This is a genomic window from Scytonema millei VB511283 (assembly GCF_000817735.3).
In the GTDB taxonomy this organism is placed as follows: Bacteria; Cyanobacteriota; Cyanobacteriia; order Cyanobacteriales; family Chroococcidiopsidaceae; genus Chroococcidiopsis; species Chroococcidiopsis millei_B.
Genome location: NZ_JTJC03000005.1, coordinates 253,249 through 273,981, shown reverse-complemented (window position 1 = coordinate 273,981; position 20,733 = coordinate 253,249). Strand labels below are relative to the sequence as shown.

Below are 20,733 nucleotides of genomic sequence, written 5' to 3'. Positions count from 1 at the left end.
GTTATTAGTTGTCAGTGACTAGTGAGGAGTGGCTAGTGGCTAGAATTGCTCCCGATCGCTCCCCCCTGCTCCCTACTCCCTGCTCCCTGCTCCCTAAAAAAAAGGACGGGTGGGTGCGTCGCACCATTTTAACCCGTCTAGTAAATTGAAGGGAGCTAATCAATAGCTCGATGATTTGGCTCTATTCTTCGGAGGACTTTTCGATGCCTTCACCTAAGACGTAGCGGGAGAAGCGACGGATTTGAATATTTTCGCCTAACTGGGCGATCGCTTCTTTCACCAAATCTTCTACTGATTTGTTTTGATCCTTGATGTACGCTTGATCCACTAAGGACATCTCTTTCAAGCGCTTTTCAATGCGTCCAACAACGATCTTTTCGCGAATATTCTCTGGTTTTCCTGCTAGATCGTCTTTCCCCATTTCAATTGCCTTTTCCTTTTCGACAACTTCAGGGGGAATATCGCTGACTCTAACGTACTCTACGTTAGGACAAGCGGCGATTTGCATGGCAATATTTCGCACTAATTCACTAAATGCTTGGTTGCGCGCTACAAAGTCAGTTTCGCAGTTCACTTCCACTAGCACGCCAATTCGCCCGCCAGTATGGATGTAACTATCTACTAGTCCTTCTGCTGCTACACGTCCAGCTTTCTTTCCAGCAGAGGCAAGCCCTTTCTGCCGCAGCCATTCAATGGCTTTTTCCATATCGCCATCAGTCTCTTGGAGTGCTTTTTTGCAATCCATCATGCCAGCGTTTGTTCTCTCGCGTAGCTCTTTAACAGCCTTTGCAGATATTTCCGCCATCTTCCCTCAATTCCTATTTGTTATTTGTTAATTGTTTGTTAGTCAATGATTAATTGTTTGTCACTATCAACCATTAACCATTAACCATTAACCTATCCTTCTTCCTCTTCTTCGTTAGGAATCACCGCATCAGTGTATTCACTTTCGCTTTCATCATAATCGAAATCTTCTTCAGCGCCCTCGTAATCTTCGTAATCCTCTTCCGCATCCAATTGTCCGTGTCGTCCTTCGTAAATTGCGTCAGCTAATTTGCCTACAATCAATTTGATCGAACGGATGGCATCATCGTTAGCAGGAATGGGAACGTCAACGAGATCGGGGTCGCAGTTTGTATCCAACATAGATACAATTTCAATGCCTAACTTCTGGCATTCTAATACTGCGTTGTATTCCCGCCGCTGGTCTACAATTATGACCACATCGGGAACTTTGCGCATGTTCTTGATCCCACCCAGGTATTTTTGAAGTTTAGCTAGCTCTCGCCGCAGTACGGATGCTTCTTTTTTGGGTAGTAAATCCAGCGCTCCGCTTTCCTCACGACGTTCTAACTCTTTCAATCGTTCGGCGCGAGTTTTAATCGTCGTCCAGTTAGTCAGCATTCCGCCTAACCATCGCTGGTTGACATAGCTAGCGCCACAACGCAAGGCTTCTTGAGCTACAATCCCCGCTGCTTGACGCTTCGTACCAACGAAGAGAAACTTTTTCCCTTGCTCGGCAGATTGTCTGACGTAATTGTAAGCTTCATCCATTAACTGAGCTGTCTGCACTAAGTCAATGATATGAACGCCATTACGAGCAGTGTAGATGTACTGAGACATTTTGGGATTCCACCTACGGGTTTGATGCCCAAAGTGAACCCCAGACTCCATCATTTGAGCCAATGAAACGACTGGCATATCTTCTTTAACTCCTGATTCGGGTTAATCCTCCACCCAGCTGCGTCTCCCAGGAAACACCCGAAAACGCTGGATGTGCGATTTGTAGACAACTTTTCTAGTATAATATGGTTTCCAACTAAAACGTTTCGGCACTTACGAAAAGTCTATACGGGTTTCTCTCCCATCAGAGAACGCCTCTACTCGGTTCTAGGTTTCATCAAAGCGTACTCTTCATAAACGCCTTGAACGTTGTACCAATTGAGGAAGATGCGGGCGACCTGTTCGGCTAATTGAGGCTTACCTTGGTTAATCAACCACCTTAAAACTGGGGCTAGGGTACGCTCGTTGAGTTGTCCGCCGAGGGAAAGAATACCCCACAGCCAGCGGTGTATCCAGGTCATTTGGATCATCATCCGCACTTCCCATGTTGGATGCTTTTGGTAGAACAAAACTCCCATGCGACCGCGTTGAATTTCTTTGTCGATTAAATTAGGAATCTGCTCTAAATTAAAGGCTGGATGCCAGTGATAGCCAACTGCGTCGGGGCATTTCACTAACTTTAATCCCAACTGTTTCAACCGCACGCCTAATTCCAAATCTTCCCAACCGTAGAGTTGAAAGCGCGTGTCGAATAACCCAGCTTTTTCTAGCCAATGGCGAGGAATAGCTACATTTCCCGTGGCAAAATAAGCCGCAGAAAAATCAGTAACTTTATATGGCTCGGCTGTAGGATTGTCAAAATTACAAGTATTAATGACTCGCCCATAGGTAAAAATGCGATCGCTACCATACATTTCTCGTCCCTGCTGCAACCCTTGAGCGTGCGCCTGCAAGAAATTCTCAGTCACGACCAAATCGCTATCGATGAACACGATCGTATCGCCTTTTGCCTGTTCTACTCCCAAATTGCGAGCCGCAGCTGGTCCCTGGTGGTCTTGTAAAAGCGATCGCAGGTGGGGAAATTCAGCTGCATTTGCCTCTAGCCATGCCAAAGTACCATCTGTAGAGCCATCATCGACTAAAACTACCTCATAACCTTCTATAGCCACATCGTCAAGGTTTTGGCGTTCTAGCGATCGCAAGCACTTCGCCAAAATTGGCAGGCGATTGTATGTAGGAATGACAATACTGAAAAACATCGCTTTTTTCCCAACACCATTTATAAGGGTAACGGGTAATGAGTCAGTCAAAAGTCAAAAGTTAAAACACTATTCCTGACTCCCGACTCCCGACTCCCGACTCCCGACTCCCGCTTTACGTGCTTCTAGCCACAAAGGGACAAAAATGACAGCGAAAGCGATCGCTAGTGCTACGATGCCAAACTTAGCTGTGAGAGCAACTAATTCTTCTAAAGAAACAATTTTACCGACGAAGAAAGCCAGCGTCACCATGACTGATGCCCAAGCAGCAGCTCCCGCTAAGTTATAAATAAAGAATTTGGCGTAGGGCATTTGGGCAACACCAGCCAGTGGACCTGCAAAAATACGTAATAAAGCGATAAATCTGCCAAAAAATACGGCTTTGGTGGCGTTGTGACTAAACTGCTCTTTCATTTCTAGGAGTCGGTCTTCTGAAATGCGGAAAATTCGACCGACTTGCAACATGAACGACCAACCGAATTTTCTGCCGATTAAATAGCCGCAAGTTCCACCAATAGCAGCTCCCGCGATCGCATCACCTAAAACGAGCCAGTAATTTAACTCGTCACTACCTGCAAGAAACCCTCCAACTATGGTTACGGTTTCACCTGGGACGGGAATACCGAGGTTTTCTAATAAAATTCCGAGAAAAACTGCCCAATAGCCGTACTGGTGGGCAATTTCCTGAATTCTTTCCAACGATAAAAACTCTAGTGACATCCAGCCGCCTTTACAAAGTTTTACTTTTCTTCCATCTTGGCGCGAGCCTGGAAAATGTGTCAATCCAAGTTATACTGCCGTTTATCCTCGCACCAGTCGAATATTACGAAAAACTACTGAAAATCAATAAATATTACATTAATTGCTTCACGTAATCTTTATAAAAAACTCGATTTGTAATAAAGATTCGGTAAAAACTGTTGATTTTACTGAAACTTGAAGGTTTCCATGCTTAAATCGATTCATCTGAAGCAGCCGCTCGAATACTTTACTAATTGTTTTGGTATTCAACCTAAAATGTAGCGATTGAGGCAGCAGTGTCCGCTCGTGAATCTACTGAGATCGATTGAATTAACTCTATGAACTACAACAGAAACAGCAGTGATTTTACGGTTGGATATATGCACTAAAAATCGTTAGCCTAAAATAGGAGTCAAGTTTACGTAAATAAAAGCGATTGATTCAGTCATTTTTTTATTTAAATATTTGTGAATTTATTAAACTTAAGGACAAATTTTTATAGGTTGAAACTTCCACTGATTCCTCAATAACTAAATTTCAAAAATCCTTGAATGGAGAAGCTTCAGACAATCGACAATTTGCGTCAGTTAATTTGAGCTTATATATAAATTCACAATAACTGGCTTGTCTAAATCCCTATTGTATGCACTGAGTAAATCGGCAATAATAATGATGAGTACACAAGAATTTCAACTAATTTTGCTTCAGCCACCAGAACGCCTAGACGAGAATGGTGGTAGTGCCTTAGAAACTCAATTGGCTGGGCTAATGCCTCAAAAGCAAGCTCTCTGGGTGATCGATCTAGCCCAAGTTGATTTCATGGATAGTGCTGGCTTAGTTTCCTTGGTGAGTGGGTTGAAATCTGCAAGACAAATCGGTTGCCGTCTAGTCCTGTGCAACGTGCAAGCTTCCGTAAGGCTAGTATTAGAACTAACACAACTTGATTCTGTATTTGAAATTTTTGATAGTTATGATGAGGTGCTAACAACTGTTAATTCACCTGCTCTAATGCGTTAGTTGGCGATCGCCTGAAATTGAGAGTTTTGAAAAACAAGTAGGGTGGGCAATGCCCACCCTACTTGTTTTAATTTTACGATAGCTTTATTCCACTGCTGCGGCTTCAGGAGTGGCTGTTGGTTCCTCTAACTTAAGCGTCAGGTAGCGAATGACTTCTTCGCTCAAGCGCATTGCCCTTTCCATTGGAGCTATAGCTGTCCCTGGCGCTTCATAGTTCATTTGAACGTAAACGCCTTCGCGCTGTCTGCCAATTTCGTAAGCAAGACGGCGCTTCCCGCGCAGCTGAATTTGTAGGTTAGTAGCTCCCTGGTCTTTGAGGAAGTTTTCATATTTCGCGATCGCCTGTTCGATCTGTTCCTCTCCCAGGTCGGGACGCAAAATGTACATTGTTTCGTAAGCTGATGGCATGGTACGCTCAATAATCTCCTTTTGGACAAAAAGGCTGCTTTCAGTTTTTTGACAAGCAGCAAGGAATAAATATTATATCAGTTATCAGTTGTCAGTTGTCAGTTATCAGTTGTCAGTTATCAGTTGTCAGTTGTCAGTTGTCAGTTATCAGTCGTCAACCGTCTTCACGTAGCTTGCTTCCCCGAAGGGGTAGTGTAGCGCAGCGTTTACCGTCAACCGTCAACCGTCTTCACGTAGCTTGCTTCCCCGAAGGGGTAGTGTAGCGCAGCGTTTACCGTCAACCAACAACCAATAACAATTAAGACTGCCCATCTTTTTGCTGAGCGTACATGACCCGCAGGACTAAAGCGGGGTCGATGTAATTGTTAGCGTATTTCAAACCCCAATGTAGATGAGGTCCGGTGGTGCGTCCAGTCATACCGACACGACCGATTCTGGCTCCAGCTGGTATTGTTTGCCCTTCCCACAAAACAATTCCGCCTTCGCGGTCGATCATGTAGCGGTTTTTGCCTTGAGTACCGACCTGTCCTTGCATGTGACAGTAAATGTGATCCCAAGCTCCAGAACGAATAATAACGTGCGTACCGCAGGCATCGCGATCGGCAACCTTGACTATTGTGCCAGTCCACCAACTGCGGACGTAACTACCTTGAGGCGCTACTAAATCTAACCCACTGTGAAATTCTAAGCCCGAACCGCCAGTAGGAGAGCGACGGTAGCCGAAAGGCGAACTATAGTATTGGAAATTTTCGACCGGAAAGGATGCTTTGCGCCAAAGATTACCAGTGGCAATTTTGTTTTGCGCTACTTCCTCTGCTGTTACCTTTTTGTGATGCCATGCTAGTAAGGGTAAGCTGACTAGACTGAGTGCAACCAGCAGCAAACTTTTTTTGGAAACAGTAAAACCCAGTCTTTGAAACCTTAGGAGTTGAAATTGCTTCATGCTTTGACTCCTAGTTCTGGGTACTGGTTTGACACCACGGGCGTTAACAGAATTCGAGCGATCGCAACTTGATTCATATAACTTAAATAAAATACTGGCAACTGACTAGCAGAGAAGGAAAAATTCCGAATATTACTGACTGATTAGTTTTAGTGGACTGTTGAGGTCGAACCGGTGTTGCCTCTATCTGAAATTTATATTTAAGTTCGCTATAGATTTAGGTTCGCTAACAATGTGAATAATTAGATTTCTCACAATTTGCTGAAAATCCTGCAAAAACTTAACACGATTTATCTTGCCATAGCAAGGGTAAATCTACGGAAGGACGCATCTACTCTGAGTCAGCGATCGGCGAACTGCGCAGAACCACTCGCGAATGTGTAAATTTATCGTTAGAATTTTTAAATTAATGAATTAAATCTCGATCGCCAGACGCTCTTACCTCATGCTGACAGAAATGTTGCCGTTTACTCTCAATTTAGATGCTACTGCGATCGCTGGAGCTAGTTTGTGGTCGCTGGCGTTATATTTAGCTTTTTCAGGCATAGGCGACTGGATCGTACACCAGCTCCAACGCTGGTTTAATTTTGCCGAGCGATCGCTTTACATAAATCGAGCCGAATTTGAAAAAACCCGTATAGCTAGAGAATCCCAGAACGCTTTTTACGCTTCACTATTCAGCATTGTGCCTTTTTTGATTTTTGGCAGCTTGTGTGATTACGGCATCGAACTGAGCTTAGGTCGGAGTTGGGCAATTAGTATGGGTATACTTGCCTGCGTTAGCTGCGGAGTCTACGAGTTAGGACGACGAGACGGTAGGGAACAGTGAACGGTTGTCAGTTGTCAGTTGTCAGTTGTCAGTTGTCAGTTATCAGTAAGAACGCAAAGGGGGATAATGGGTAATTGGTAGTTGGTGGTTGGTAGTTGGTAGTTGCTCCCTTGTCTCCCTTGTCCCTCCCTGCTCCCTACTCCCTACTCCCTTTATTTGCCAAGTTCTTCGCACACGATCTGAGCAATTTTAGCGGCGGCTCCTGTTTGTCCACGCACGCTGCGTAATTTGAAGCGCATTTCTTCTAGTTTTTCTGGATGCTGTAGATAGTCGAGTACGAGGTCTGCTACAGTTTGAGGTTGGAGTTTACCGACCAGTTCTGGCACGATTTCCGATTTTGCCCAGATGTTGGGCCACGATCGCAAGCCCAATCGCTGCAATACTAACCAGTTAATTGCTTTTGCCATACTCGTTCCTATTAAAGGTAAATTTACGAGTACCCCTGGGATACCATCCCAAGCCCGCATCGCGTCTAGTTGCTGAGTCGGTAACAAAACAATCATTGGCACGCCTAGAGAGCCTAATTCGGCTGTATTTGCGCCTACGGTTGTCAAGCACAAACAACATTGAGATAACAGATCGTAAGCAGGCGATCGCGTCCACAATTCTACTACTAAGCCGCCAGCTGTTTTTAGTAGGGGTGAGGAGTGAGGAGTGAGGGGTGCGAGGTGCGGAGTGGGGGACGCGGAGTGAGGAATTAGTTCGGCTGTGGAACCTTCTACTAAAGGAATAATTGGATTTTTTTCACGGTTGGCAAAGTCAGCCAGAGTTTGCACGTCTAAAGTAGGTGCGACGGGAATGACAAAGCGCGTCTGCGGTCGTTGTGTATGAATGTATTCTGCGATCGCTAACATCAAAGGTACTCCCTGTGATAGTTTCGCAGCTTTGGAGCCTGGTAATAAACCAATTAATTCAATTTTGGATTGGTCATGGATAATTGGTAGTTGGTAGTTGGTAGTTGGTAGTTGGTAGTTATTCTCCCCTGCTTTCCCTGCTCCTCTGCTTCCCTGCTCTCCCCTCACTCCTCGCTCCTCACTCCTCACTCCTCCAGAGGCTTCTGCCATCAAATCCCCTACTACCGTAAACTTGTGGGTATGTTTTGATGGAGCGCTATCGATTAAGTCTGGTTTCATGACGGCAAAGCGATCGATCCAACTATGCCAGCGCGTTTCCCACTCGACGTAAACTACAGTACGATAACCGAGACGCTTGCCAATGATGACTGAAAATAATTGATCTCCGCCTAAAAACACCACAACACCGCGAGTTCTCCAATCCCAGTTGTCTGCGGTTTTGCCCCAGAGCAAAAATTGCCAGAAATGCTCTGCTGCTTGCACTCTATCTACTTCTGAGTAAGATTGGGCGATCGCGGCTTCTTTGCCACTGGCATTCGGACAAGGAGAAAGCACGACGGAAATTCTGACATGAGAGCGATCGTCTCCTAGTTGCTGACGCAAAGCTTGCACGACGGGACGCACCCAGGTTGTGACTTCCCCAGGACCATTAGACAAAACCAAGATATCGATGTTATTTGTCATTTGTCATTGGTCATTTGTACCTTTTCATACCCTTGTTTTTAATTTTTTAGACTTTTATGAGTATCATAAAACGAAGATTTAACAGCATAATTTTAAAATTTATTTATTAAAATTTTGCAAAGATTAGGGAAAATCCTATGATTAGCGACTTCATGCAAAATTAACAAACGTAACGAAAAGTTACGAAATTTTTATCAAATTGTGTCAGTTACAGCCTGACTCTAACTTTTGGGAGGCACTTTCTGATAAAAAAAACTCATGTGCCGTGTATTTTCTACGCCGATCGCAGTACGGTTTTTCAACTGTAACGCGACCAGTTCACAATCTGTAGAGATCGTCGAGCTTACTGCGTAGAGGTACAAGTGGGACATTAGGAAAGTGTTTATCTGGTGTCCTACGTTCATTGCCAGAGATCCCTACAGACAGAGAACACGCATCAAAGGAGCCTTACCGAATGTTCACACACGTCAAGTCCACCATCCGACACATTACGCCCGACAACCTGGCAGAACGTGCTTTGATCAAGGTGGTCTATGTCGTGCTAGAGTCCCAGTATCAGAGTGCCTTATCGCAAGCGGTACGCCAAATTAACCAAAGCAATCCGAATTTGGCGATCGAAATTAGCGGCTATCTGATTGAAGAACTCCGAGATCCTGAAAACTACGAGGAGTTTAAGCGCGAGATCCAAACTGCCGACATCTTCATCGCCTCACTGATTTTCATTGAAGACTTGGCGCAAAAGGTAGTAGCAGCAGTAGAACCGCACCGATCGCAATTGGATGTGGCTGTTGTCTTCCCCTCAATGCCAGAGGTGATGCGCCTTAACAAGATGGGTAGCTTTTCGATGGCGCAGTTGGGACAATCCAAAAGCGCCATCGCCCAATTCATGCGCAAGCGGAAAGAAAAATCTGGGTCTTCTTTCCAAGATGGAATGCTAAAGCTACTCCAAACCCTGCCCAAGGTGCTGAAGTATTTACCCATTGATAAAGCCCAAGATGCGCGTAACTTCATGCTGAGTTTTCAGTATTGGTTGGGCGGTTCGCCGGAAAACCTGGAAAATTTCCTGCTGATGTTAGCGGACAAATACGTCATCAAATCTGTAGGGGCGCACGGTCGTGCGCCCCTACAATACCAGGAACCCGTAGTTTATCCCGATATGGGTATCTGGCATCCTTTGTCAACTACGATGTTTGAGGATGTCAAGGAATACCTCAACTGGCACAACAGCCGCCAAGACATCTCTAGCGACTTAAAAGACCCGCTAGCGCCTTGCGTGGGACTCGTACTACAACGCACCCACCTAGTAACGGGGGATGATGCCCATTACGTTGCAATCGTACAGGAACTTGAAGCAATGGGGGCGCGGGTGGTTGCTGTCTTTGCTGGTGGTTTGGACTTTTCCAAGCCTGTCGATGCTTATTTCTACGATCCGGTCAGCAAAAATCCGATTGTTGATACGGTGATTTCCCTCACCGGATTTGCTTTGGTAGGTGGACCCGCACGACAAGACCATCCAAAGGCAATTGAAGCACTGAAGCGGTTGAACCGTCCCTACATGGTTGCCTTACCTTTAGTGTTTCAGACAACGGAAGAGTGGCAAGATAGCGATCTAGGTTTGCACCCGATTCAAGTAGCATTACAAATTGCCATTCCCGAATTGGATGGGGCGATCGAACCGATTATATTATCAGGTCGAGATGGGGCGACAGGAAAGGCGATCGCCCTGCAAGACCGCGTTGAAGCAGTTGCCCAACGTGCCATGAAGTGGGCTAACCTGCGCCGCAAGCCAAAACTGGATAAAAAAGTTGCCATTACCGTATTCAGCTTTCCACCCGATAAGGGGAACGTGGGGACAGCCGCCTACTTAGATGTATTTGGTTCCATTTACGAGGTGATGCAAGCCCTGCGGAATAACGGTTATGACGTGCAGGATTTGCCAGGGTCGCCCAAAGAGTTGATGGAACAGGTGATCCACGATGCCCAGGCGCAGTATAGCAGCCCTGAACTCAACGTTGCCTACAAGATGTCCGTACCGGAGTACGAAGCACTCACCCCCTATTCCCAAAAATTAGAGGAAAACTGGGGTCCACCGCCAGGGCATCTCAACAGTGACGGGCAAAACCTTTTGGTCTATGGCAAGCAATTCGGTAACGTTTTTATTGGCGTACAGCCAACGTTTGGTTATGAAGGCGACCCGATGCGGTTGTTATTCTCCCGTTCTGCTAGCCCTCACCACGGTTTCGCGGCTTACTACACGTATTTAGAACAAATTTGGCAAGCCGATGCAGTGCTGCATTTTGGTACGCACGGTTCTTTGGAATTTATGCCAGGAAAGCAAATGGGGATGTCGGGCGACTGCTACCCAGATAATCTGATTGGCATGATTCCCAACTTGTACTATTACGCGGCAAATAACCCCAGTGAAGCCACAATTGCCAAACGCCGCAGTTATGCCGAAACGATTTCTTACTTGACACCGCCAGCCGAAAATGCTGGTTTGTACAAGGGTTTGAAGGAATTGAGCGAATTGATCGCTTCTTATCAAACTTTAAAAGATTCCGGTCGCGGTATCCCCATTGTCAACACCATCATGGATAAGTGCCGGATGGTGAATTTAGACCAAGATATTAACTTGCCAGAGCAAGATGCCAAAGATATGACTGCCGAGGAGCGGGATAATATTGTTGGCTTGGTGTATCGCAAGTTGATGGAAATTGAGTCGCGGTTGTTGCCTTGCGGATTGCACGTTATTGGGAAGCCGCCTTCAGCAGAGGAAGCGATCGCAACTTTGGTTAATATTGGTAATTTAGATCGGTCTGAAGAAGAGATCCAAAGTTTACCACGGATTATTGCCAATAGCATTGGGCGCGATATTGACGAAATTTATCACAATAGCGATCGCGGTCTCTTGGAAGACGTGCAATTATTGCAAAACATCACCCTCGCCAGTCGCGCCGCAGTCAGCGCCTTAGTACAGGCACAAACCGACGCAGAAGGTAGAGTATCCCTGGTTTCTAAACTCAATTTCTTCAATATGGGTAAAAAGGAACCTTGGGTAGAAGCTTTGCACCAAGCAGGTTACGCCAAGGTCGATCCGACTGCCCTCAAACCGTTGTTTGAATACTTGGAATTTTGCCTGCAACAAGTTTGTGCAGATAACGAATTAGGGGCTTTATTACGGGGATTAGAAGGCGAGTACATCTTACCTGGTCCCGGTGGCGACCCGATCCGCAACCCCGATGTCTTGCCTACAGGGAAGAATATTCACGCCCTCGACCCGCAGGCTATTCCAACAATGGCAGCGGTGCGATCGGCAAAAATCGTCGTAGACCGTTTGTTAGACCGTAATAAGGCAGAAAATGGGGGAAAATTCCCCGAAACCATCGCCTGCGTTCTCTGGGGAACCGATAATATCAAAACTTACGGCGAATCCCTAGCGCAAATTATGTGGATGGTCGGCGTGCGTCCGGTTCCCGATGCTTTGGGACGGGTGAATAAGTTGGAATTGATTCCCTTGGAAGAGTTGGGACGACCCAGAATTGATGTTGTCATCAACTGTTCTGGTGTTTTCCGCGACTTGTTTATCAACCAAATGAACCTGCTGGATCAAGCGGTGAAAATGGCGGCGGAAGCAGACGAACCTGTAGAAATGAATTTTGTCCGCAAACACGCCTTGAAGCAAGCTGAAGACATGGGAATTAACTTGCGCCAAGCTGCTACTCGCGTATTTTCTAATGCTTCCGGTTCCTACTCATCCAATATTAATTTGGCAGTCGAAAACAGCACCTGGGATAGCGAAGCCGAGTTACAGGAAATGTACCTCAAGCGCAAATCCTTTGCTTTCAGTGCCGATAATCCTGGAACGATGGAACAGTCGCGGCAGATTTTTGAAACCACGCTTAAAACTGCTGAGGTGACATTCCAAAATCTTGATTCTTCCGAGATTAGTTTAACGGACGTATCGCACTACTACGACTCAGATCCGACGAAAGTTGTGGCAAGTCTGCGAAATGATGGTAAGATGCCTGCTTCCTACATGGCAGATACAACGACAGCTAACGCTCAAGTCCGCACTCTATCAGAAACCGTGCGTTTAGATTCCCGTACCAAGTTGTTAAATCCCAAGTGGTATGAGGGAATGTTGTCTCACGGTTACGAAGGCGTGCGGGAACTTTCCAAGCGGTTAGTCAATACGATGGGTTGGAGTGCAACTGCGGGGGCTGTCGATAATTGGATCTACGAAGATGCTAATGACACCTTCATTAAAGATGAGGCGATGCGTCAGCGGTTGTTGAATTTAAATCCGCATTCCTTCCGCAAGATGGTTTCTACTTTGTTAGAAGCAAATGGACGCGGTTATTGGGATACTGATGAGAACAATTTGGATCTGCTACGCGAATTGTATCAGGAAGTCGAAGACCGGATTGAAGGGATTGAATAGATCGTAGGTTCATTAGGTTATAACCGTGTAGAGACGTTGCATACAACGTCTCTATATCATTTGTGCCTAAACCGATATGACATTATTCAAAAATAAATATCGCATTGAATCTGCACGGTTATCGAATCGAGATTATGCAGCAAATGGATTGTATTTTGTCACGATATGTACAGGCGATCGCGCCTGTTTTTTCGATGATATAGTAAACGCACAGATATATTTAACTGCGATTGGGCAAATTGATGTTTTTTTCGATTTTTACTAGTTGCAGTAGGTTATACAACAAGTCTTTATAAAAATTGTTAGATTAGTCAATACTAAGATTCTCTGTAATTCAATTTTAGCTTTTTCACTATAAATTTCTAAATAATCCTCTTTGCAGAATGGTTGAAAAACCACAAATATGTAGGTTCGTTTAGATATGGTGTCAAAAAGCTTTGATCCCTAATAGATTAGAAAAGAAAGTCATAAATTTAACTTCTTGATATAAATTGATTCGATCGCAGTAGCAATCACTAGAGAGGAAAATAGCTATGGTAACGGCGGTGACAGAAACGACCTCCCCAGCAGCAAAAGAGCGATCGCTCGTTCTCTGGTTTGAAGAGGTAGGAATTCACGATCTGGCTTTGGTAGGTGGGAAAAATGCTTCTTTAGGGGAAATGATCCAACAACTCACACCCCAAGGTATTAACGTCCCTAACGGCTTTGCGATTACTGCCTATGCCTATCGCTATTACATTCAGCAAACTGGTTTAGACACCAAATTGCGATCGCTATTTGCCGATTTGGATGTGGAAGATCTAAATAACTTACGCCAACGCGGTAAACAAGCAAGATCTATGCTGCGGTACACGCCTTTCCCGAAAGACTTAAAAGAGGCGATCGCGTCTGCCTACGAAAAGTTATGCGAAAATTACGGGATTGACACTGATGTTGCCGTTCGTTCTAGCGCCACAGCCGAAGACTTACCAGATGCTAGTTTTGCCGGACAGCAAGAATCCTACCTCAATATCAACGGCGTTGAAGGCGTACTAGTTGCCTGTCATCGTTGTTTTGCTTCCCTATTTACCGATCGCGCCATCTCCTATCGTCACAGCCGAGGTTTTGACCATTTCAGTGTTGCCCTCTCGATTGGCGTGCAAAAAATGGTACGTTCTGACTTAGCTGCTTCTGGGGTGATGTTTTCCATCGATACGGAGACTGGATTTAAAAATGCAGCACTAATCACAGCCGCCTATGGATTAGGCGAAAATATCGTCCAAGGGGCAATTAACCCCGACGAATACTACGTCTTCAAACCTACACTAAAAGCAGGATTTCGCCCGATTTTAGGCAAAAGATTGGGTTCTAAAGAATTCAAAATGGTCTACGATACAGGCGGATCGAAAGTTACCAGAAACGTTCCCGTGGTACCTAGCGATCGCGGTAAATATGCCTTGAATGACGCAGAGGTTTTACAATTAGCGCGATGGGCTTGCATTATTGAAGATCATTACTCCAAAGTCCGCGGTACTTATACCCCGATGGATATTGAGTGGGCAAAAGACGGCGTAACCGAACAATTATTTATCGTCCAAGCCCGCCCCGAAACCGTACAATCGCAGAAAAGCCTCAATGTTCTACGCAGCTATCACTTAGTCGGGGCTAATGGTAATACACCTATAATTACAGGTCGCAGTGTCGGTGAGGCGATCGGTCAAGGGAAAGTTAAAGTCATTACAGACGTGCATAGACTCGACCATTTCCAAACTGGAGATGTGTTAGTTACTGATAAAACAGACCCCGACTGGGAACCTATTTTAAAAAAAGCCAGCGCAATCGTGACAAATCAAGGTGGTAGAACTTGTCACGCTGCAATTATCGCCAGAGAAATTGGGATTCCGGCGATCGTCGGTTGTGGCGATGCTACTAGCGTGTTGCATTCTGGGCAAGAAGTCACGGTTTCCTGTGCTGAAGGCGATGAAGGGAAAGTTTACCAGGGATTATTACCGTTTGAAGTTCGAGAAGTTCCCTTAGACAACCTGCCCCGCACTCGTACCAAAATTATGATGAACGTGGGCAATCCTGCGGAAGCTTTCAGCTTCTCGGCAATTCCTAACGATGGTGTGGGCTTGGCACGGTTAGAGTTTATTATTGCCAACTATATTAAGATTCATCCCTTGGCACTGCTACATTTCGATCGCCTAGAGGATGAAGCAGAAAAAGCCAAAATTGCCGAGATGACAGCATTCTTTGCTGAGAAGCCCCAGTATTTTATTGAGAAATTAGCCCAAGGTGCAGCGACGCTAGCGGCTGCTTTTTACCCTAACCCCGTTGTTGTACGGATGAGCGACTTTAAATCAAATGAATATGCCAATTTACTCGGTGGAAAGCAGTTTGAACCCAAGGAAGAAAACCCGATGCTGGGGTGGCGGGGGGCAGCGCGTTACTACGATCCGCGTTATCGCGATGCTTTTGCTTTAGAATGTCAGGCGATCGCGCAGGTACGACAAGAGATGGGGTTAACCAATTTAATTCCCATGATTCCTTTTTGCCGCACTCCCGAAGAAGGGCGTAAAGTCTTAGCAGAAATGGCAAAACACGGTTTAGAACGGGGTAAGGATGGATTAGAAATCTACGTCATGTGCGAGTTGCCCAACAACGTTCTGATGGCGGAGGAATTTAGCGAAGTCTTTGATGGATTTTCCATTGGTTCTAACGATTTAACTCAGCTGACAATTGGATTAGACCGAGATTCGGCTTTGGTGGCAGGTTTATTTGACGAACGCACGCCAGGAGTTAAGCGATTGGTGCAAATGGCGATCGCTACTGCTAAAGCTAAAGGTCGTAAAATTGGGATCTGCGGTCAAGCTCCCAGCGATTATCCAGAATTTGCTCAGTTTTTGGTAGAACAGGGAATAGATTCTATGAGCCTCAACCCCGACTCCGTACTCAAAACTCTGCTGATGGTAGCAGAAGTAGAAGAGAAGCTGGGTCGCGGGTGCTAAGAGTTTGTGGGGTGGGTTATACCCGCCCTATTTTTTGAGAGCTTGCACTTGGCAATTGAAGTCGCTGCTACACGCGCAAAACCTGCCTATTCTGCGCGAATGCAAGTTTAACCCTTAACTTTCCATGAGTCCGCGCGGGCTAGTTTGCCTACGGCAAGCTGCTTTACGTCTATGTTTATTTAGCCGCGAATTCTATTCGCTGGGGCTTGGTGCTGTACTAATTATTTTTACGGATCTCCAATATAGGTAAAATTTACGTATTTCTACGATAGATACTGTATTAATTTGCTAACTCATAAATCAAACGCATAGTAGCTGGCAATCGTCCTCAATCATAGGTATATCGCTTAGCAAACATCTCCAAACACCGTATATCGGTCGAGTTAATGCTTGCAGATCGGCAATTTTACTGTAATTTAACTTCAGTAGAATTGCCCTTGGTCGATCTGAAAAATACATATTAACTTGATTTTGTGATGGTTATATAAAGTTGACTTAAACTAAGCGCGATCGCCCTGATTTTCACGGTTGAGATATTTCACTCTATTTCCTTAAGTGTCTAGATATATGCGATCGCATTTTTCAAGTTTCTTCAATTCCCCAACTCGAATTCAACTAGCAGCAAACTCTGTCTTGCTCGCACTCACTAAAGATACACAGTAGATCATGCGTAAGTTTCAAGCTCAGCAAATTGCACTAGCAGCTAGTGTTGTTCTTAGTATTACTATCGGTAGCTGTCATACAACGACTGCAAATAATCAAGGGAAATCTGGCGATCTGTCAGCTCAAAAACCAAGCCAAGATTTTCTCATTAGTCAGCAAGTAACTTCTGGAATTCTAGCCCAAGACCCCAAATCGCGAGACAAATGGCTGTGGCCCTTCTCCTCTACTTCGATTTGGAATATGCCAATTGGGGCTACTGCAACATACGTACCAGCAAATCTCCCGAAAGCAGGCTTTTTCGGTGCAGATCGGGAGTACTTCTATAAACTCAAAGCAGGCGATCCAATGCGTCCAGTTTTATCACCTGGAAGTTTTGGTCCTGGACGCTGTACGGGTAAGCAATCGATGGGTCTGTCTCTACCAATTCCTGACAACTTGATCGTCCCAGACGCAACCAGTCAGCCATACTCTACGCCTAATAACGCCGCAGCCTTTTTGATGCCAGATGGCAGAACGATCGAGCAACTCGAACCCCTTGCCCGTTGTACCGCAGGTGGAAACGTCCACGGCTGGCGTAACCCTTGGGGAGGAATAGACATCTACGGCGATGGGATTAAAGGCACTCACTTCGGGTCTGGGATGTCGGCGATTGGCGGTTCGATTCGCCGAGGCGAACTAACAAGTGACGAACCAATTCGCCACGCGATCAAAATCTTAGTTTGGGGCAAAAAATATCTCCATTATTCTAAATCTATGCCCGGTTATCGCTGGCCCGCCGACCGTGCCGACCGATATGCTGAGAGTGAATATAAGGGGACTAATTCCAAACTCGTACAAGGTAGTTTGTTAGCAATCCCAGCTCATGTGAAGATGGACAGCTTAGGGTTAAAGACTCCTGCGGGGCAGAAAATTTTCAAGGCATTGCAAAATTATGGTGCATACATAGTTGATGATGCTTATTGGGACGCTTACTACCTCGCTGTAGAACAAGGTGTTCCAGAGGAATTTCGCGCTCGCTACGGCTATAGTTTTGAAGGTCGTAGCGGTGCTTTTTATGACGACATGATGAAGCTAATGTCAGCTCTACACATCATTGACAATAATCGACCCGATAACATTGGTGGTGGTGGTAGATTGAGAGCGCCTCTCGCACCACCGATCGAGAATTAATTTAGCTAGACGTAGCGATCGCCAGTCAATAATTGCGATCGCCTGTTCGATCGCAATTATTACCCCAAATTAATTCAGGTAGCTTTCAATCAACTGGCGATATTGACTCTTTTGCTTTACGCCTTTGGTTTCGCTCAGCAACTCTTTATCTTTAAAGAATTGAATCGTTGGCGTTCCCGTGACTTGAGCGTTCTCGGCAATATCGGGGTCTGCTTGAATGTCAATTTCGACGAAGTGAATCTTGCCGTCAAACTCATCGACAACTTTATCGAGAATCGGTTTGAGCGTATGACAAGGTCCGCATCCAGGCGAGACGTATTTCACCATTAGCAGGCGATCGCTATCGTGGAATAGTTTGCGTAAAGCATAACCACCATGATGCCGTGTCTGAGCGAGATCGAACTCTTCTGGCGTGGCGGCTTGCTTGGCTTGATGCTCCAATTCGTTATTGGGAGTCTCTGGTTTTTGGTGAAATTCTTGGATCGATCCACTTGCAGATAACCACCGTTCTGCTAACATTGCTGCCATACAACCGCTACCAGCAGCCGTAATCGCTTGGCGATATTCGTGGTCTTGCACGTCTCCAGCCGCGAATACTCCTTCGACACTGGTTTCTACAGAACCGTGTTTGGTAACAATGTATCCCACATCATCTAATTCCAATTGACCTTTAAATAGAGATGTGTTGGGATTGTGACCGATCGCGTAGAATAAACCCCGCACGTCTAGCTTGCTTTCTTCACCTGTTTTGTTATTACGGATCAGCAAGCCTTCCATGTGCTTTTCGTTGCCAAACACATCTACTGCTTCCGTATTCCAGTGAACGGTAATTTTAGGATTGTTCAAAACGCGGTCTTGCATCGCTTTACTAGCACGCATTTTGTCACCCCGCACTAACATGTGTACCTCGTCGCCATATTTAGTTAGGTAGATCGATTCTTCAGCGGCGGAGTCACCAGCACCGATCACGGCTAATTTTGCTCTGTGAAAGATTGGTGTAGCGCCATCACAGATTGCACAAGCCGATATGCCTCGGCTCCAAAACTGATGTTCGCAAGGTAGTCCCAAACGCTTTGCTGTGGCTCCAGTCGCAATTACAATGCTATTCGTCTTGAATTCCCGCTCCTCAGAACGGACGGTAAAAGGACGCTGCGACAAGTCAACTGCAATTACGTCTTCGGTGTATAACTCTGCTCCCCAGCGTTCTGCCTGAGCCTTCATCCGATCCATTAGTTCCGGTCCTGTAATTCCTTCTGGAAAGCCAGGAAAGTTTTCTACTTCTGTCGTCGTCATCAGCTGTCCGCCAGGTAAGCCCCCTGCTTGAAAGCCTTCAAAGACAACAGGTTTGAGGTTTGCCCGCGCTGCATAGATAGCTGCCGTGTATCCAGCGGGTCCAGAGCCAATAATCACTAAGTTCTCAACAGCAGGATTGGTCATAGGGATCTAAATAAACTCATAACGACTACGCTTTTGTTATTATAGCAAGAGTCGTAGGGAAGTCAAAAGTCAAAAGTTAAAAGTCAAAAACTGTAGGGGCGGGTTCACCCGAAATACTCGTTGGAGTCAAATACGATCGGTAAACCCGCCCGTACAGGAGTCAGAAGCCAGAAGTCGGAAGTCAAAAGTCGGAATTAAATTCTTCCTCAGCTCCCTCAGCAACCTTGCGCTCCCTCAGCCTCCCCAGTTCCCCCAGCTCTCTTCCCCGACTCCCACTCTCCCACTCCCGACTCCCGACTCCCCCTCAGAAACTCCAACACTGCCGCATTCACCGCTTGATTCGCACCAGCGGAGGCATCGTGACCGCAGTTTGGCAGAATTTTTAATTGAGCGTTGGGGATACGCGATCGCAATTTCTCACCATCGCTACATGGAAACCAGCTATCTTGTTTTCCCCATAAAATTAAGGTGGGACATTTAATTTTGTGTAAATGATTTTGAATTTTAGTAATTAAGCTTGTTTTTTTTGCCTGTAAGTGTTCGATTTCCGCTGCTGCAATTTGTAAGTCTTCTGCAACTTTGGCGATCGTCCCAGGAAATTCTACAAATGGATAGGTCAGCCAATAGACATCTTCGTCTGTCAACATTGAGGGATCGAATAGTACAGAGCGCCGCTCTAATCGCATCAATTCCCGCATGACGGGGGCAAAAAAATATGGAAACCGAGTTGAATCGATCGCTTTGACTATTTCTGTTGGTAATTGCGATAGCAACCACATACCCCAATGCGGTAGGCGTTCGGGAAAAATTGGAACATTGACAACGATTAACTTTTCGATCAGTTGAGGATAAGCAAGCGCCAGCCCCAAACTTACTAATGCACCTAGTGATTCTGCAACGATGATGGCTGGTTCGTTGCACAAGCCGCTCACAATCCGCGATAGCTCGATCAATTGGTGATCGTGTCTTTCTCTGCGTAATGGTTTTTCCGAAAACCCGTAACCTTTAGCATCGAAACAAATAACGCGAAAGTATTTCGATAAGGGTTCGACGCTATAACGCCAGTTGTAACTCCAACTGCCAATTCCATGTATTAAAAATAGTGGCTTACCCGTGCCTTTCTCTCCGTAAGCAATAGAAACTGGGTAGCCATTCGCATCGATAATTTTTAATGTTTGTCTCCCCTGGGGAAAAGTTACCTGCCACCAGTCCTTCATTCCTGTCTTAAAACCTCAATTAGCTAGTCACTGCATTTAAGAGCAGTTTAAAAACTAGCACACTCAAGGTTACTAAACCTATACCAATAATTAAGAACCCTATCACCAGTAAAAACATCAACCAGCGATTGGCAGGCTTGCTGATATTTGTTACCCCTAAATGTGTTTCTATTAGCTCCAAGTTCTTAACGTTGGCTTTCCAAGCGAAATCAAACCAGTCGCCCACAATTGGAACAGTACCAACTACGCTTTCTAAAAGAATATTACTCACCATTTTTCCCAGCGTCTCTTTGGGAAGTCCCAAGCGCACGGCTTCTAGTACTATGTATGCAGAAAGCGCCGTGCCGATAAAATCTCCCGCTCCTGGTAACAATCCTAAAATGGGGTCTAAACCGATGCGAAACTTCGTCCCTGGAATTGCGATCGCATTATCCATTAGGTGTGTTAGTTTACGCAAGCGTTGAATAATAGCAAGCCGGGGATGATTTGTCACAACAGGAATTGGCGAAGTCCGAGACAT

At 45.6% G+C, this 20,733-nt stretch carries 18 protein-coding genes; 7 read left to right on the top strand and 11 right to left on the bottom strand.

The window, feature by feature from the left end; genetic code table 11:
- Positions 1–4: 4 nt before the first annotated feature.
- From QH73_RS28895 to QH73_RS18795, 5 genes are all read right to left on the bottom strand, one after another.
- On the bottom strand, positions 5–127 hold the full coding sequence (locus QH73_RS28895; protein WP_286194132.1) for a hypothetical protein: 123 nt from the start codon (positions 125–127) through the stop codon (positions 5–7).
- Positions 128–181: 54 nt separating this feature from the next.
- A complete protein-coding gene (tsf, locus tag QH73_RS18810) occupies positions 182–805 on the bottom strand; it encodes a translation elongation factor Ts (protein ID WP_039715923.1) in 624 nt (207 codons plus the stop codon).
- 92 nt (positions 806–897) lie between these two features.
- On the bottom strand, positions 898–1,701 hold the full coding sequence (gene rpsB / locus QH73_RS18805; RefSeq protein WP_015153701.1) for a 30S ribosomal protein S2: 804 nt from the start codon (positions 1,699–1,701) through the stop codon (positions 898–900).
- Positions 1,702–1,880: 179 nt separating this feature from the next.
- Positions 1,881–2,822 carry a glycosyltransferase family 2 protein gene (locus tag QH73_RS18800; RefSeq protein WP_039715924.1) on the bottom strand — a complete coding sequence of 314 codons (942 nt, stop codon included), beginning with the start codon at positions 2,820–2,822 and terminating at the stop codon, positions 1,881–1,883.
- Positions 2,823–2,891: 69 nt separating this feature from the next.
- The gene (locus QH73_RS18795; RefSeq protein ID WP_039715925.1) at positions 2,892–3,542 is read right to left on the bottom strand and encodes a DedA family protein; all 651 of its coding nucleotides are present in this window, start codon (positions 3,540–3,542) and stop codon (positions 2,892–2,894) included.
- Between the two features lie 690 nt (positions 3,543–4,232).
- Between QH73_RS18795 and QH73_RS18790 the strand changes: the two genes are divergently transcribed.
- On the top strand, positions 4,233–4,580 hold the full coding sequence (locus QH73_RS18790) for an STAS domain-containing protein (RefSeq protein ID WP_052290089.1): 348 nt from the start codon (positions 4,233–4,235) through the stop codon (positions 4,578–4,580).
- An 84-nt stretch (positions 4,581–4,664) separates the two neighbouring features.
- On the opposite strand, the gene rpsF is transcribed toward QH73_RS18790, so the two are convergent.
- Positions 4,665–4,988, bottom strand: a complete 324-nt coding sequence (gene rpsF, locus QH73_RS18785) for a 30S ribosomal protein S6 (protein WP_039715926.1) — start codon at positions 4,986–4,988, stop codon at positions 4,665–4,667.
- 95 nt (positions 4,989–5,083) lie between these two features.
- On the opposite strand from rpsF, the gene QH73_RS18780 reads away from it, so the two are divergent.
- Positions 5,084–5,251: a hypothetical protein gene (locus tag QH73_RS18780; RefSeq protein ID WP_165587735.1), complete on the top strand. Its 168-nt coding sequence runs from the start codon at positions 5,084–5,086 to the stop codon at positions 5,249–5,251.
- A 35-nt stretch (positions 5,252–5,286) separates the two neighbouring features.
- On the opposite strand, the gene QH73_RS18775 is transcribed toward QH73_RS18780, so the two are convergent.
- Positions 5,287–5,931: a M23 family metallopeptidase gene (locus QH73_RS18775; RefSeq protein ID WP_039715927.1), complete on the bottom strand. Its 645-nt coding sequence runs from the start codon at positions 5,929–5,931 to the stop codon at positions 5,287–5,289.
- Between the two features lie 445 nt (positions 5,932–6,376).
- Between QH73_RS18775 and QH73_RS18770 the strand changes: the two genes are divergently transcribed.
- Complete coding sequence (locus tag QH73_RS18770; protein WP_039715928.1) at positions 6,377–6,760, top strand: hypothetical protein; 384 nt, start codon at positions 6,377–6,379, stop codon at positions 6,758–6,760.
- A 152-nt stretch (positions 6,761–6,912) separates the two neighbouring features.
- Here the strand turns inward: QH73_RS18770 and QH73_RS18765 are convergent, their stop codons facing one another.
- The gene (locus QH73_RS18765) at positions 6,913–8,298 is read right to left on the bottom strand and encodes a glycosyltransferase family protein (RefSeq protein ID WP_039715929.1); all 1,386 of its coding nucleotides are present in this window, start codon (positions 8,296–8,298) and stop codon (positions 6,913–6,915) included.
- A gap of 454 nt (positions 8,299–8,752) precedes the next feature.
- Between QH73_RS18765 and QH73_RS18760 the strand changes: the two genes are divergently transcribed.
- The 4 genes from QH73_RS18760 (at position 8,753) to QH73_RS18745 (ending at position 17,559) form a co-directional block, all read left to right on the top strand.
- Positions 8,753–12,739 (top strand): magnesium chelatase subunit H, encoded by a 3,987-nt coding sequence (locus QH73_RS18760; protein ID WP_039715930.1) that lies wholly within the window; start codon positions 8,753–8,755, stop codon positions 12,737–12,739.
- Between the two features lie 76 nt (positions 12,740–12,815).
- A complete protein-coding gene (locus tag QH73_RS18755) occupies positions 12,816–13,004 on the top strand; it encodes a hypothetical protein (protein ID WP_039715931.1) in 189 nt (62 codons plus the stop codon).
- Between the two features lie 268 nt (positions 13,005–13,272).
- Complete coding sequence (gene ppsA / locus QH73_RS18750) at positions 13,273–15,726, top strand: phosphoenolpyruvate synthase (protein ID WP_039715932.1); 2,454 nt, start codon at positions 13,273–13,275, stop codon at positions 15,724–15,726.
- 666 nt (positions 15,727–16,392) lie between these two features.
- On the top strand, positions 16,393–17,559 hold the full coding sequence (locus QH73_RS18745; RefSeq protein ID WP_039715933.1) for a hypothetical protein: 1,167 nt from the start codon (positions 16,393–16,395) through the stop codon (positions 17,557–17,559).
- Between the two features lie 69 nt (positions 17,560–17,628).
- Here the strand turns inward: QH73_RS18745 and trxB are convergent, their stop codons facing one another.
- The 3 genes from trxB to QH73_RS18730 form a co-directional block, all read right to left on the bottom strand.
- On the bottom strand, positions 17,629–18,996 hold the full coding sequence (trxB, locus tag QH73_RS18740) for a thioredoxin-disulfide reductase (protein ID WP_039715934.1): 1,368 nt from the start codon (positions 18,994–18,996) through the stop codon (positions 17,629–17,631).
- A 215-nt stretch (positions 18,997–19,211) separates the two neighbouring features.
- Entirely contained in the window at positions 19,212–20,213 is a 1,002-nt protein-coding gene (locus QH73_RS18735; protein WP_236147079.1) for an alpha/beta fold hydrolase, read from the bottom strand.
- 19 nt (positions 20,214–20,232) lie between these two features.
- Entirely contained in the window at positions 20,233–20,733 is a 501-nt protein-coding gene (locus QH73_RS18730; protein ID WP_039715935.1) for a DUF4112 domain-containing protein, read from the bottom strand.